Source organism: Bradyrhizobium sp. 17 (assembly GCF_023073515.1).
Lineage (GTDB): Bacteria > Pseudomonadota > Alphaproteobacteria > Rhizobiales > Xanthobacteraceae > Bradyrhizobium > Bradyrhizobium canariense_D.
This window is the reverse complement of sequence record NZ_JADPJQ010000073.1, coordinates 217,392-231,725: the sequence shown is the minus strand read 5'-3', so window position 1 is coordinate 231,725 and position 14,334 is coordinate 217,392. Positions and strand designations below refer to the sequence as shown.

Here is a 14,334-nt window from a genome sequence, read left to right as displayed (position 1 = left end):
CGCCTTGCTAGGCGAGCGTACGCCGCTCAAACTCGCCCGCCAGCACGCGCCACCGGAACAGCGGCGAGTCTTTCGGCGGCGACAGCTCCGGGGTCCAGCCGGTGAGCTTTTCCAGCGTGTACGTGTCCATCACGAGACCGCGCCAGCGGCGCTCGACCTGACCGAGCGGCTCGCGCTTGGCGGGGATGTTCTCCCACAGTGATGAGCGATTGTCCGGCTCGCGCCCGACATAGATGCCGACGTGGCCCTTGATCCGGTCCATGCCCGGATCGCGAAAGTCCTGGAAGCGGCCGCGCTCGTTGATCTCGATCACGGGCACCCGGCCCCTGAACAGCCAGCGCATCATGGCATAGGTGCGGTAGTCCGTGGTGGCGATCCAGGTCGCGCCAGTCTCGTCCAATGCGGCCTGTGCGCGCGCGGCGACCTGCTCGTAACCGGACTCGGCACCGATCGGATCGATCTTGCCAAGTAAATTCCAGGGCGCGGCGACGTAGTAGAGGAACACGATGACGACAAAGGCGATGCCGGAGACCACCGCCGTGTTGACCCAGAACAGCGACGATCTGATCATCCGCGCCGACCATTTTTCACGCGACAGCATGGTGAGGTTGACAGCGGCGGCGGCGAAACCGACCGGCCACATGAACATCGGCCAGGTGTCGCCGACGCGGAGGGTCAGCGATTTCCCCAGGAAATAGAGAAACGGCACCAGGACCGCGGTCGACAGCAAAATCGCGACCGGCTCGCGCGTGCTATAGCCGCGCCACGCCGTCAGCACCACCCCCGTCAGTACCACCGGCAGCATGACGAAGCCGACCAGTCCGAATTGCAGGCCGATGTAGTCGCCGAATGTGCGGAGCGAGATGCCGTAGCTGGTGGTGGCGCGCACACCCTGGAAGCGAATCGCGGCCCAGTCGTGCTGCACGTTCCAGATCAGGACCGGCGAGAACACGGCGATTGCGATCAGGACCGCGAGATAAGGATAGGGGCTGCGCAACCAGCGCCAGCGCCAATCCGGCACCAGCAGAAAGGCGGCAACCGCCGGTGCGAACATGATCACGGTAAATTTCGACAGCATCGCGAGCCCGGCGAACAGGCCGGCCGCGAGCCACCAGCGGCCGTCGCCGCCCTGCGCGAGCCGCACCAGGCACCACATCATTGCCACCGCAAACGGGATCATGGCGACATCGGGCGCGACCTTGGCCATCAGCAGTCCGTAATAGAGCGCGGCCTCCGGCATCAGCACCGCGAGCACGACGGCGCGCACATCATGAGTGAGGCGGCGGACGATGTCCGCGAGCAGGAGCTGCGTCACCAGCATCGCGACGATGCCGCCGAAGCGCACACCGAGTGTGGTGTCGCCGAAGATCGCAGTACCGAACCGGATCAGCCAGGCGATGCCGGGGGGATGATCCAGGAAGCTGAGCGCCGTCTCCTGCGACCAGGTCCAGTAATAGGCCTCGTCCGTGCGCAGCTCGATGGCCGAGGCGTAGACGATGCGCAGCAGCGTCATCGCGGCGATGATCGCCGCGGCCATGACGAGCGGCCGGCGCGCCGCGCCGGCGGGGAGCATCGTGATGTCGAGAGCTGTCCTCACGGCGGCGCTTTTCGCCAACCTGAGAGGGGGAGTCAATGTTGGGTACCGTCGTCCCGGATCCGCGTGCGCCCCCGGGGGTGCTTGTCCAGGACGACACGGAGATTGCGGCAGCTTGCCGCGCATGTGATCGGGCGCGCTATCCACCCCCGGAATTAAACGCGACGCTGGCTGTTCTCCTTCATGAACTGATACAACAGAATCATGGCCGCAACCGCATCCACACGATTTTCCGATCTTTCCCGCGCCATCAGCGTACGCCAGGTGCGGCTGGTTTGCGGTGTCATCCTGTTCGCCTATGTGGTCAGCCATTTCCTCAACCATGCGCTCGGCAACATCTCGGTCGATGCCATGGAGATCGGGGTCTACTACCACATGCTGTTCTGGCAGTTCCTGCCGGTTGCGATCGTGTTCTACACGGCGGCGCTCACGCATATGGGGCTCGGCATCTACGCGTTGTATCAGCGCCGGCAGTTCCGTTGGCGGACGGTCGAGCCGCTGCAGCTCGTGCTGGGCTTGAGCATCCCCGCGCTGGTCATGGCGCATGTGATCGGGGTGCGGCTCGGTCAGACGCTTTACGGACACCAAAAACTCTATCCGCAGGAACTCTATCTGTTCTTCGTCGCGTCGAACCGTATCTGGACCATGACGATCCTGCTTCTCATCGCCTGGGTGCACGGCTGCATCGGCATCTATTTCTGGCTTCGCCTCAAACCGTTCTTCACGCGCGCGGCGCCCTATCTGCTCGCGGCTGCCGTGCTGATCCCGACGCTGTCGCTGCTGGGTGTCTACCAGGGTGGCCGCAGCGTCGAGGTCGAGGCCGACGACGGGGAATGGCGGACGCACAATCTCACGCGCCGCCAGCTGGGCACCACGGCAGAGGCCGCGATGCTCGACCGCATCACCGGCGGCCTCACCGCCGGCTATCTCGGACTGCTCGCTTTGGCGCTGCTGGCGCGTGGCGCGCGCGCCGTGCGCGAGCGGCGCGGCGGCATGATCGCGCTGTCCTACGGCAACGGCAAGACGGTGCGCGTCCCCAAGGGCCTCTCCGTGCTGGAAGCGAGCCTGCGCCACAATGTGCCGCATGCCAGCGTCTGCGGCGGCCGCGCCCGCTGCTCGACCTGCCGCATCCGCATCATCGGCGATCATGGCGCCCTGCCCGAGCCGTCGCAGCGCGAGGCGTTCGTGCTCACCCGTGTCGGCACCAGTGACCCCTCGATCAGGCTGGCCTGCCAGCTGCGGCCGACGTCGGATCTCTCCTTCTTCCAGCTCTTCACCGCGCATACCCTTTCGGCGAACACACAGGCCTCGACGCCTGCCAGAATCGGCCAGGAGCGCTATCTCGTCAGCCTGTTCGTGGATATGCGCGGCTCGACGCAGCTGGCCGAGAAGCGGCTGCCGTTCGACACCGTGTTCATCGTCAACCGCTTCCTCGGCGCCGTCTCGCAGGCTGTGATCGAGAATGGCGGCCAGCCGAACCAATTTGTCGGCGACGGCATGCTGGCGCTGTTCGGACTGAGCGCCGATCCGCAAACCGCCTGCCGGCAGGCGCTGAAGGCCGCCGCCGGCATCGCCAGGCATATCGATGAGCTCAACGAGCTCCTGTCCCACGATCTACGCCAGCCGATCCGCTTCGGCATCGGCATCCATGGCGGCGAGGTCATCATCGGTGACATCGGCTATCGCGATCACATCGTCTTCACGGCGCTGGGCGATGCTGTCAACGTCGCGGCCCGCCTCCAGGACATGACCAAGACGCTGGCCTGCGAAGCGATCGTCTCGGAGGAAGTCCGCCGGACCGCCGGCCTTGCCGACGATGCGCTGCCGCAGCAGGAGGTCGCGATCCGCGGCCGCGACGAACCGATGGCCGTGCGTGTGGTTGCGGACGCGAGGGAGCTGTCCGCGCTCGTCGATCGCGGCGAACGCGTCGCGGCGTAACACCGGCTTGCTGCAACGCAGCGGCATGGGCCTGCTGCGAAAGCACGAATTGACTTCATCTGAGTCGTTGCGACAGATGAGTGAGAGATCGCGGTGATGACCGTGATCCAACGAAAAGCTCCGGGAGGAGACCACATGTTCGATCGACGCGACCTGCTCAAAGGAGCGGGCCTTGCCGCTGTTGCGACTGCACTGAACTCGACCAAAGCGCTGGCACTCGACACCGTCGCCCTGCCCTTTGCCAATGGCGAACGGCCTTTGGTGAAATATCCGCAGAAGCGGCCGATGATCGGCCTGACCAGCCGCCCGCCGCAGCTCGAGACGCCCTTCGCGGTGTTCAACGACGGCCCGATCACGCCGAATAACGCGTTCTTCGTGCGCTATCACCTTTCCGACCTGCCCTACAATCTCGACCCCGACAAGTTCACCCTCGAGGTAAAGGGCAAGGTCGACAAGCCGCTCAAGCTGTCGCTGAAGGACATCCGGAAGATGAAGGCGACCGAGATCGTCGCCGTCAACCAGTGCTCCGGCAACAGCCGCGGCTTCCTGGATCCGCGCGTGGCCGGCGGCCAGCTCGCCAACGGCGCGATGGGCAATGCGCGCTGGCGCGGCGTGCCGCTGAAGGCCGTGCTGGCGATGGCGGGCGTGCAGAGCGGCGCCAAGCAGGTCACCTTCAACGGCATGGACGGTCCGGTCAGCGACAAAACGCCCGATTTCGTCAAGGCGCTCGATATCGATCACGCCAACGACGGCGAGGTGATGCTGGCCTATGGCATGAACGGCGAAGACCTGCCGTTCCTCAACGGCTTTCCGCTGCGCCTGATCGTGCCCGGCTATTTCGGCACCTATTGGGTCAAGCACCTCAACGAGATCACCGTCGTCGACAATGTCTATGACGGGTTCTGGATGAAGTCGGCCTATCGCATTCCGGACACGCCGAACAATGCGGTCGAGCCGGGCACCGCGCCGAAGGCGACGATCCCGATCAACCGCTTCACCATCCGTTCCTTCATCACCAGCGTCCCCGACGGAGCCAAGCTGAAAGCAGGCGGCACGACGCTGCGCGGCATCGCCTTCGACGGCGGCAAGGGTATCAAGGAGGTCGCGGTCTCCACCGACGGCGGCAAGACCTGGACCAACGCCAGGCTCGGCAAGGATCTTGGCAAATACTCATTCCGTGAATGGACGCTGCCGGTGAAGCTCGCGGCGGGCTCCTACGAGCTCAAGGTGCGCGCCACCGGCAATGGCGGCGAAACCCAGCCGGATACGCCGCGCTGGAATCCGGCGGGTTACTTGCGCAACGTCGTCGAAACCGTCCGCGTCACCGTGGCTTGAGGGGAATGATCATGCAGCGCACCGTTTTCCTCGCCATCACGCTCGCCCTCGCCGCCGTGGTGGGTTCGGCACTTGCAGCACCGGTCAATTACAAGACCCCCGATGAGGTCGCGGCGTTCAAGCCCGGGCCCAATCTCGAAGTCGTGCAGGGCAATTGCAGCGCCTGCCACTCCGCCGACTACATCAACACGCAGCCGCCGATGAAGGACAAGAAAGGTTTCTGGCAGGCCGAGGTGACCAAGATGATCAAGGTCTATGGCGCCCCCATCGACGATGCCGATGTCAGCAAGATCGTCGATTATCTGGCCGCGACTTATTGACGGATGGCGCGCGGCGCGCCGACCAAGTGACCGCGAAAAGGGCAAATCCGGCAAAAACGCCGCGAAGTTGAGCGGAATTCGCCGAAATGCCGATGTGGTTTGAGCTACCAAGCCAGCCACATTCCGCGTATCGTATTAGGACCGAACCGGCCGGTTGGCGGGGACTGGCGGTTCGAGATCTCGGAGGAAGACCCGCGGAGAAGTCGTGATGGCTAAAGGTACGGTCAAGTGGTTCAACCCGACGAAGGGTTATGGATTTATCCAGCCTGCGTCGGGCGGCAAGGATGTGTTCGTGCATATCTCGGCAGTGCAGAAAGCCGGTCTGTCGTCCCTGAACGAAGGACAGACGGTGGAATATGAAGAGATCGCAAACCGAGGCAAAAGCTCCGCAGAGAACCTCAAAGTATAAGCCCGCCGGCTTTTGCTAACTCCCGGATCAATCCGGGAGCCGGGCCAAGAAATTTTAGAAGACGGTCAGTGCACTCGACGACAGGCGTTGCGATTGCACACGGCAAGCTATTTGCCCGCGAAGACCGCCCATTGGACGCCACAGCAATGACAATCGCGACGGCACTTCGTTAGTCCACCGGCAATGGTGCGTCGCGCTTGATCTCCTCCATCACCGCATAGGTTCGCGTTTCGCGCACGCCGGGCATCGACAACAAGGTCTCGCCGAGGAAACGTCGATACGCAGCCATGTCTGCCAGCCGCGCCTTCACAAGATAGTCGAAGCCGCCGGCGACCATGTGACACTCCAGCACCTCGGGCGCGAGCTTCACCGCGCGGGCAAAACGCTCGAAATTGTCGGGCGTGGTCTTGTCGAGCAGCACTTCGACAAACACCAGGAGGCCGAGGCCGAGCCGGTGCGGGTTGAGCCGCGCGCCATAGCCCTCGATAAAGCCCTCTCGCTGCAAACGCTTCAGCCGTTCGCCGATCGAGGTCGGCGACAGCCCAATGCGCTCCGCGAGCTCGACATTGGCGATTCGCCCGTCCTGCTGCAAAATCGAGAGTATCTTCCGGTCGGTTCGATCTAATTCCATATTCCGTAAGGTCAAATGACTGGGCGACTTCATTTTCTAAGCCGAATGAGCTAAATTGTCTATCGAGCTAAGGTAGCGTGGGCATTATCCTGAATTGAAGCCACAGGACACGCCATGCCGAACATTCCGCCTCCCTTCTCCGCCGCCTACGCGCCCGATGACGCCGATATCGCCGCGCGCCTTTTGCCGTCTGTGCATCTCGGCCCGCCGCAGGAGGCGCGGATCGATCGCACCGCGACGCGGCTGATCGAAGCCATCCGCAAGCGCGACGACCGGCTTGGTGGAGTCGAGGATATGCTGCGGGAATTTGCGCTCTCGACCAAGGAAGGGCTGGCCTTGATGGTGCTGGCCGAGGCCCTGTTGCGCGTGCCGGACGCGCGCACCGCCGACCAGTTCATCGAGGACAAGCTCGGCGAGGGCGACTTCATCCACCACGAGACCAAGTCCACCGCCTTCCTGGTCAACGCCTCGGCCTGGGCATTGGGCCTCTCGGCGCGGGTGATCCAGCCCGGCGAGACGCCCGACGGCACCATCGGCCGGCTGGTGAAGCGGCTGGGCGCACCCGCCGTGCGCACCGCCACGCGCCAGGCGATGCGGCTGATGGGCAATCATTTCGTGCTGGGGGAGACCATCGCGCAGGCCCTGGAGCGGGCCCAGCCGCGCTCCGGCGAGAGGGCGCGCTATTCCTTCGACATGCTCGGCGAAGGCGCCCGCACCGCCACCGATGCCAGGCGCTATTTCGACGCCTATGCCAGTGCCATCGAGACGATCGGCAAGGCGGCGGGTCACCATCCCCTGCCCGACCGGCCCGGCATCTCCGTCAAGCTCTCGGCGCTGCATCCGCGCTTCGAGGCGATCAGCCGCGACCGCGTGATGGCTGAGCTGGTGCCGCAATTGCTGGACCTGGCGCAACGCGCCAAGGCCCATGACCTCAATTTCACCGTCGATGCCGAGGAAGCCGATCGTCTGGAGTTGTCCCTCGACGTGATCGCGGCAACGCTCGCCGATCCCTCGCTTGCCGGTTGGGACGGATTTGGCCTCGCGATCCAGGCCTATCAGAAGCGCGCCGGCGACGTGATCGACTATGTCGATGCGCTCGCCCGGGCGCATGACCGCAAGCTGATGGTGCGGCTGGTCAAGGGCGCCTATTGGGACACCGAGATCAAGCGCGCGCAGGAGCGCGGGCTCGACGGCTATCCCGTGTTCACCCGCAAGGCGATGACGGATCTGAACTACGTCGCCTGCGCTCAAAAGCTTTTGAGTCTGCGGCCACGCATCTTCCCGCAATTCGCCACCCATAACGCGCTGAGCGTCGCGACCGTGCTGGAGCTTGCCGGTGCGAACGGCGGCTTCGAATTCCAGCGCCTGCACGGCATGGGCGAGGCGCTCTACGAGCAGCTCGCCAAGGATCACCCGGAGATCGCCTACCGCACCTACGCCCCGGTCGGCAGCCATCGCGACCTGCTCGCCTATCTGGTGCGGCGACTGTTGGAGAACGGTGCCAACTCCTCCTTCGTGGCGCAAGCGTCCGATTATCGCGTGCCGGTTACGGCGCTGTTGCAGCGCCCGGCGGATGCCATCGTCCGGCCGCAGCACGCGGCCCATCCCAAGATTCCGTTGCCGGGCGACCTGTTCGCGCCGGAGCGGCGCAATTCGCGCGGCGTCGAATTCGGCGCGCGCGCCGCGCTCGACCGGTTGCTGACGGAGGTCAAAGCCGAGACGATCGACCTCAAGCCGATCGCGGACGCAACGCCGGATCAGGCCAATGCGGCAGTGGCTGCGGCGCGCGCCGGCTTTGCCGCCTGGAGCCGGACACCCGCAGCCACGCGCGCGGCGGCGCTGGAGCAGGCCGCGCATCTTCTGGAGAACCGCGCGCCCCATTTCATAGCGCTGCTGCAACGCGAGGGCGGCAAGACGCTCGACGATGCGCTGTCGGAGCTGCGCGAGGCCACCGACTTCTGCCGCTATTATGCCGCGCAGGGTCGCAAGCTGTTCGGCAACGATGTGGCGATGCCGGGCCCGACCGGCGAGAGCAATGCGCTGGCCATGCGCGGCCGCGGCGTCTTCGTGGCGATCTCGCCATGGAATTTTCCGCTGGCGATCTTCCTCGGCCAGGTCACGGCGGCGCTGATGGCCGGCAACAGCGTGGTGGCCAAGCCCGCAGAGCAGACCCCGCGCATCGCGGTCGAGGCGGTGCGGCTGCTGCACGAGGCCGGCATCCCCGCAAGCGCGTTGCACCTCGTCACTGGCGACGGCCGCATCGGCGCCGCACTGGCCGCGCACCCCGATATCGGTGGAATCGTCTTCACCGGATCGACCGAGGTCGCGCGCAGCATCAACCGGGCGCTGGCAGCCAAGGACGGGCCGATCGTGCCGCTGATCGCGGAGACCGGCGGCATCAACACCATGATCGCGGATGCGACCGCGTTGCCAGAGCAGGTCGCGGACGACGTCGTCACCTCGGCGTTTCGTTCCGCCGGCCAGCGCTGCTCGGCGCTGCGGCTGCTGTTCGTGCAGGAGGACGTAGCCGACCGCATGATCGAGATGATCCCGGGCGCGGCGCGCGAGTTGAAGATCGGCGATCCAAGCGACGTCGCGACCCATATCGGGCCGGTGATCGATGTCGAGGCCAAGCAGCGCCTCGATGCGCACATCGCACGCATGAAGAGAGAGGCGCGGCTGCACTTTGCCGGCACCGCGCCGGAGGGCTGCTTCGTGGCGCCGCACATCTTCGAGCTTGGGGATGCCGGCCAGCTCACCGAGGAGGTGTTCGGCCCGATCCTCCACGTCGTGCGCTATCGTGCGGAAAATCTCGAACGCGTCCTGCAAGCGATCGAGCGCACCGGCTACGGGCTGACGCTCGGCATCCACTCCCGCATTGACGATACGATCGAGGCGATCGTCGACCGCGTCCAGATCGGCAACATCTACGTCAACCGCAACATGATCGGTGCCGTGGTTGGCGTGCAGCCGTTCGGCGGCAACGGCCTGTCCGGAACCGGCCCGAAAGCCGGCGGCCCGCACTACCTCGCGCGCTTTGCGACCGAGCAGACCGTGACGATCAACACCGCAGCAGCCGGCGGCAATGCTGCCCTGCTCGCAGGGGATGAGTGAGGCGCGGCGAGGAGCGTTGCATCCCGCCGAAAGATCGGTCTAATGCTGCCGTGACGTGGCCCTCGCCAATTCCAGCGCGCGGGATACAACACGAGTGAGGGAGCAACGCCGCAATGGAAAAGGGCATTTTTGCAGGGCTCAAGGTGCTGGATTGCGCGAGTTTCATCGCAGCACCAGCGGCCGCGACCGTGCTGTCGGATTTCGGCGCCGATGTCGTCAAGATCGAGCCGCCCGGCGCCGGCGATCCCTACCGCAATCTGCCCAACATTCCGGGCTATCCGACCAGCGAGCACAATTTCGCCTGGCTGCTGGAGGCCCGCAACAAGAAGAGCATCGCGCTCGACCTCGCAAAGCCCGAGGCGCAGGCCGTGCTCTACAAGCTGGTCGAAGAGGCCGACGTCTTCATCACCAACATGCCGCCGCCGGTGCGCACCAAGCTCGGCATCACCTATGACCATCTCGCCCATCTCAATGATCGCCTGATCTACGCCTCGTTCACCGGTTATGGCGAGAAAGGCGAAGAGGCCAACAAGCCCGGCTTCGACAGCAACGCCTATTGGGCGCGCTCCGGCCTGATGGACCTCGTCCGCGCCGACACCGACACGACGCCAGCCCGCTCGGTCGCCGGCATGGGCGACCATCCCTGCGCCATGGCATTCTACGGCGCGATCGTCACCGCGCTGTACCAGCGCGAGAAGACCGGCAAGGGCTCGCACGTCGCCTCCAATCTGATGGCGAACGGCGTGTGGGCTGCGAGCGTGCTGGCGCAGGCAAAGCTCTGCGGCGCAAAATTCGCCGAGCGGCGGCCGCGCGAACGCGCATTGAACGCGGTCGCCAACCACTACCAGTGCAAGGACGGCCGCTGGCTGATCCTGTCGCTGCTGAGCGAGGAGAAACAGTTTCCAACGCTGGCCAGGTGTCTCGGCCGCGAAGATCTCATCACCGACCCGCGCTTTGCCACCAAACCCGACCGCCACGCGCGCTCCGTCGAGCTGATCAAGATCTTTGACGAGACCTTCGCGACCAGGGATCTCGCCGAATGGCGCAAGATCCTCGACGGCAACGGACTGGTGTTTGGCATTGTCGGCATTTTGGACGACATCCCGAACGACAAGCAGATGCTCGATAACGAGGTGCTAGTGCCGTTCGAGAACGACACCATGCTCACCATCTCCAGCCCGATCTGGATCGACGGCGCCAAGAAAGTGCAGCCGCGCAAGCCGCCCGGCGTCGGCGAGCACAGTGACGAAATTTTGCGTGGCGCGGGATACGACGACGCCGCGATCAAGCAGCTGCGGTCGCAGGGGGCTGTGGGGTAAGAGAGGCGGCGGTGCTACATCCCACGCTGTCGTCCCTGCGAAGGCTGGGACCCATATCCCAGAGTGAGAGTTGTCGCGCAAAGCCGACAACTCCGAGTCCTCGCCAAACCACATTCGGTGGTTATGGGTCCCGGCCTTCGCCGGGACGACGACGTAGATCGTTTCAACAATCACAGTCATCGCGAGGTCCCATGCCCAGCTACCGCCTGCACTACTTCCCCGAATCCGGCAACAGCTACAAGCTGGCGCTGATGCTGACACTTTGCGGCGAGAGATTCGAGCCGGTCTGGACCGACTTTGTCGGCGGCGTCACGCGCACGCCGGAATGGCGCAAGAGCGTGAACGAGATGGGCGAGATTCCCGTGCTCGAAATCGACGGTGTGAAGATGACGCAGACCGCGCCGCTCCTGCTCAAGCTTGCCGAGCAGTTCGGGCGTTTCGGTGCCGAGACCGAGGAGGAAAAGTTCGAGCTGCTGCGCTGGCTGTTCTGGGACAACCACAAGCTCACCGGCTACATGGCGGCCTACCGCTTCATGCGCGCCTTCACACAAAACAACGATCCGCAGGTGCTGAAACATTTTCGCCGGCGCCTCGAGGATTTTCTCGGCATTCTCGACGGTCATCTCCAGCACAATCAATTCGCGATCGGAACCAGGCCGACCGTCGCCGATATCTCGATGATGGCCTATCTGCACTATCCGAGCGACGAGCACGGCTTTGATTTCGCGGAAAGCTATCCCGCCATTCACGCCTGGCTTGGCCGCATGGCCGCGCTGCCCGGCTGGAGGCCGGCCTACGAGCTGCTGCCCGGCAAGCGGATGACGAATTACGCGAAGTGAGGGCGCCGACTACTTCAGCGCCAGCCAGCCGAGCGTGAACAGGATTCCGCCGATGATGACGACGACCGCGACCGCCCAGGTGCTGACGCGGATGCTGCCGGTAACCTGCTTGGCCTCTTCATTCTGCGCGATCTCGCGATTGCGCTCCTTGTTGGCTTCGCTGGAGTCCGTCATGGGTCATCCAAACCGGTTCGAGACAGCCTAACGCGTCTTGATGAAGCACATGCCGATGCGGCGCGAAGCCGCGGCAGCCTGACAGGTCAATCCTTTAGCACAGCTCCATGACGTAAAACTCCTGTCGGTCGATCGCGATCCCGCATTTTCCAGGGAACAATGCGCGCCCCAGCCGTCCTGATATTCGGTCCCCGCCAGCTCAGTGCTGCCGCGGGTCTGCGGCCGGCTGGCAAATCCACGTGAGAAATCAGGACGTTTGCCTGCGGCCATCGCGGTCAGGATGTCACGGCGGCGGACCTGGTCGCCAAGAAAATGCGGCGAGGCCGGCACGATGGTCGAGTTGGACGGCTTGTCCGCAAGCCAATCGACGCCCGGGAAGTGAAAGCCGCCGATGCCGCGGGTCTGGTGGCAGCCGGCGCAGGTGACGTCATTGAGGCGGCGCTGGAAGCCCGCGACCGAGCGGACGTTCTGCATGTCCCCGCGCGCGGCAGCTTGCTTCAACGCACCAACCACGTCGTTGTCGGAGAAGACCGGCTCGCCCTGTCCCTCTCCGTTGCCCTCCCCTTGCACCATCCCGAACTCCGGCTGCAACGGAGAAGCATCGAGGCCGGCTGGCGTGGGCACGATTGCAGCCTTGGCCAGGAATTTCTCGGGGATCAGCACCGTACCGCGATCGAAGTCGCGAAGATGATCGGGCGCGAGCAGCCAATCCCTGAAGTCGCGCCGGAGATCATTGTCAGCGAGAATGCGGTCGCGGTCGATCTGGTTCTCCAGCGTCGATTCCTCGAACGTCTTCGAGGCGGCGTCGTACTTGAACACCTTGAGCAGATAGTCGGAGCGGAAATCGTGCAGCGCCGATTTCGCCGCAACTGAGATCTGAATGTTGGTCTCGATGCGATCGAGCATCGCATCGTAAGGGAAGAAGTCGCTGCCGATCAGCCCCTGCCAGTCGCCATTGCCGAGCCAGCGTCGCGCGACCTCGGCGCAGGTGATCGGCTTGCCGTTCCCGTCCATCTGGCGCACGTCGCGCGCCTTCATCACCAGATTGAGCGTCATCGGCAGCCGCGTGGCTGTCCTGCCGCCATCCGGTTTGGTCTCGAAACGCACAAGACGATAGATCAGCCTGATCTCGCCGCAGGAGTCTTCCGAGACATAGGCCCGGTCCATGCGGTTGACGATGCCGGCCAGCACGAAACGGGTGTCGCGGGATTTCAGATTGGCGCGATCGAACAATTGTACGTCGAAGCCCTCGCCGACGCCGATGGTCTCGGTCGGATATGCCGCCTTCTGCTGGGCGACGTAGCGATCGATCTCCGCCTCGATCGCGGGAGGAATCTCCTTGAGCTGCGACAACCACGAAAACATCAGATCGGTCGTCAGCGGAAAGTTCGCGTTCCGCTCCGGCCACAACAGGCGCGAGATCGTGAGCGCATCGTGCTGGTCGAGCTCGCGCAGGAGATCGGGATCGGTGATCGCCGTGCCGCGTGCCAGTTGCGCGTTCTCCGCGGCCAACAACGACACGATGCCGCCGAAAAATACGGCGGCGGCAACGAGAATTCGCAAGGCGCGGCTCATGCCTCAGGTAACACCGCGCAGGGACGGCTATTCAAGCAAAAAGGCGCTTCACATCGTGGTGAAGCGCCTTTTCGGAAATCGGATATGGGCCGCTCAGCGCGCGACGATCAGCCCCTTGCTGGTGACGACCACCCAGCGGCCGTCCTGACGGCGGATCGCATCGACACGGCCAACCCCTGGGATGGGGTCACCGGCATACACCTCGTAGAGGCCACCGCGGCCCTCGACCAGTGCGCCGCCGTTGGAGACGTCGCGCAGCACCCAGCCTTCGACCGTCGGCAACCGGCCGACCTCGGTCTTGGGTGCGACGGGAGCCGGCGCAGCTGCGGCGGTTGCAACCTGGGTCGGTGCGATCGAACCAGTGGTCTCCTTGGCGGGCACGGCGGCTGCGGCCTGGACGGGCGCCGCGGGCGGGGTGGCGCGGAGCTTGTCGACCGTCTCGGACAGCTTTGCGATCTTGGCCATTGGCTCGGCCTGCGCCTTCTCGAGCTTGTCGAGGCGGTCGTTGGTCCGGTTGAACTGGCCGAGGCCGGTCTTGGAGGTATGCTCGACGTTGGCTTTGAGCGCGACGACATCGGCATCAATCCGGGCGACCGAGGATTCCAGCGCGCTGGTGTCGGCAACCTGTGCCGGCGCGGAGCTTGCGAAGTGCATCATCCCTGCGGTCGCGAGCGCGCCGCTGATGGCGCCGACACTGGCTGCAATCGCCACTACCGCGGCCATCGCCGACAGGCGGCGCGCGCCGCCGCTCTCGCGCGGCTCGTCCGCCTTCACATGCGGCGCAAACTCCTCACGGTCCCAGGACCGCTCTGCGGGTGCCATGACGATGAGCTTGCCGGGCTTTGGCTCGGACTTGGTCTCGGCTTTGGGCTCAACCTGGGCCTCGAACTTCGGCACCTCGATCCGCGGCGGCTCAATCTCGATCGGATCAGGCTTGGGCGGCGCCTCGTGGTCAGGGGCAATCGAAGGGGCCTCGATTCCCGCAGACTCGACGGCCTGCGGCGCGGTCGCGGCGGCTTCCACGACGCTCGTCTGCTCACCGGTCGTTTGGGCAGCCTGCTCAGCCATTGGTTCGCTCACAGCTCA

The 14,334-nt window shown here is 64.7% G+C and carries 12 protein-coding genes; 7 read left to right on the top strand and 5 right to left on the bottom strand.

The genetic code is table 11. The annotated features are described in order from the left end of the window. Window positions 1–7: 7 nt before the first annotated feature. Complete coding sequence (locus tag IVB13_RS14905; RefSeq protein ID WP_247489418.1) at window positions 8–1,573, bottom strand: glycosyltransferase family 39 protein; 1,566 nt, start codon at window positions 1,571–1,573, stop codon at window positions 8–10. A 225-nt stretch (window positions 1,574–1,798) separates the two neighbouring features. On the opposite strand from IVB13_RS14905, the gene IVB13_RS14900 reads away from it, so the two are divergent. The 4 genes from IVB13_RS14900 to IVB13_RS14885 all read left to right on the top strand — a co-directional run bounded on the left by IVB13_RS14900 (window position 1,799) and on the right by IVB13_RS14885 (window position 5,596). Then, the gene (locus IVB13_RS14900; protein ID WP_247489378.1) at window positions 1,799–3,532 is read left to right on the top strand and encodes an adenylate/guanylate cyclase domain-containing protein; all 1,734 of its coding nucleotides are present in this window, start codon (window positions 1,799–1,801) and stop codon (window positions 3,530–3,532) included. Between the two features lie 135 nt (window positions 3,533–3,667). Next, the gene (locus IVB13_RS14895) at window positions 3,668–4,867 is read left to right on the top strand and encodes a molybdopterin-dependent oxidoreductase (protein WP_247489376.1); all 1,200 of its coding nucleotides are present in this window, start codon (window positions 3,668–3,670) and stop codon (window positions 4,865–4,867) included. 11 nt (window positions 4,868–4,878) lie between these two features. Beyond that, complete coding sequence (locus IVB13_RS14890) at window positions 4,879–5,187, top strand: sulfite:cytochrome C oxidoreductase subunit B (RefSeq protein WP_085384418.1); 309 nt, start codon at window positions 4,879–4,881, stop codon at window positions 5,185–5,187. A gap of 208 nt (window positions 5,188–5,395) precedes the next feature. Beyond that, entirely contained in the window at window positions 5,396–5,596 is a 201-nt protein-coding gene (locus IVB13_RS14885) for a cold shock domain-containing protein (RefSeq protein ID WP_007596519.1), read from the top strand. Between the two features lie 169 nt (window positions 5,597–5,765). Here IVB13_RS14885 and IVB13_RS14880 read toward each other — a convergent pair whose 3' ends face one another. Further along, window positions 5,766–6,227, bottom strand: coding sequence for an Lrp/AsnC ligand binding domain-containing protein (locus IVB13_RS14880; RefSeq protein ID WP_018453673.1), 462 nt, complete (start codon window positions 6,225–6,227; stop codon window positions 5,766–5,768). A 114-nt stretch (window positions 6,228–6,341) separates the two neighbouring features. Here IVB13_RS14880 and putA point away from each other — a divergent pair, with 114 nt between their 5' ends. From putA to IVB13_RS14865, 3 genes are all read left to right on the top strand, one after another. Further along, the gene (putA, locus tag IVB13_RS14875) at window positions 6,342–9,341 is read left to right on the top strand and encodes a bifunctional proline dehydrogenase/L-glutamate gamma-semialdehyde dehydrogenase PutA (protein ID WP_247489374.1); all 3,000 of its coding nucleotides are present in this window, start codon (window positions 6,342–6,344) and stop codon (window positions 9,339–9,341) included. A gap of 113 nt (window positions 9,342–9,454) precedes the next feature. Beyond that, a complete protein-coding gene (locus tag IVB13_RS14870; RefSeq protein ID WP_085349570.1) occupies window positions 9,455–10,660 on the top strand; it encodes a CoA transferase in 1,206 nt (401 codons plus the stop codon). 191 nt (window positions 10,661–10,851) lie between these two features. Beyond that, entirely contained in the window at window positions 10,852–11,499 is a 648-nt protein-coding gene (locus IVB13_RS14865; RefSeq protein ID WP_204512292.1) for a glutathione S-transferase family protein, read from the top strand. A gap of 9 nt (window positions 11,500–11,508) precedes the next feature. Here the strand turns inward: IVB13_RS14865 and IVB13_RS14860 are convergent, their stop codons facing one another. From IVB13_RS14860 to IVB13_RS14850, 3 genes are all read right to left on the bottom strand, one after another. Next, on the bottom strand, window positions 11,509–11,673 hold the full coding sequence (locus tag IVB13_RS14860) for a hypothetical protein (RefSeq protein ID WP_007596528.1): 165 nt from the start codon (window positions 11,671–11,673) through the stop codon (window positions 11,509–11,511). A 27-nt stretch (window positions 11,674–11,700) separates the two neighbouring features. Beyond that, window positions 11,701–13,248, bottom strand: a complete 1,548-nt coding sequence (locus IVB13_RS14855; protein ID WP_204512294.1) for a hypothetical protein — start codon at window positions 13,246–13,248, stop codon at window positions 11,701–11,703. 93 nt (window positions 13,249–13,341) lie between these two features. After that, complete coding sequence (locus IVB13_RS14850; protein ID WP_018453668.1) at window positions 13,342–14,316, bottom strand: hypothetical protein; 975 nt, start codon at window positions 14,314–14,316, stop codon at window positions 13,342–13,344. Window positions 14,317–14,334 lie beyond the last annotated feature (18 nt).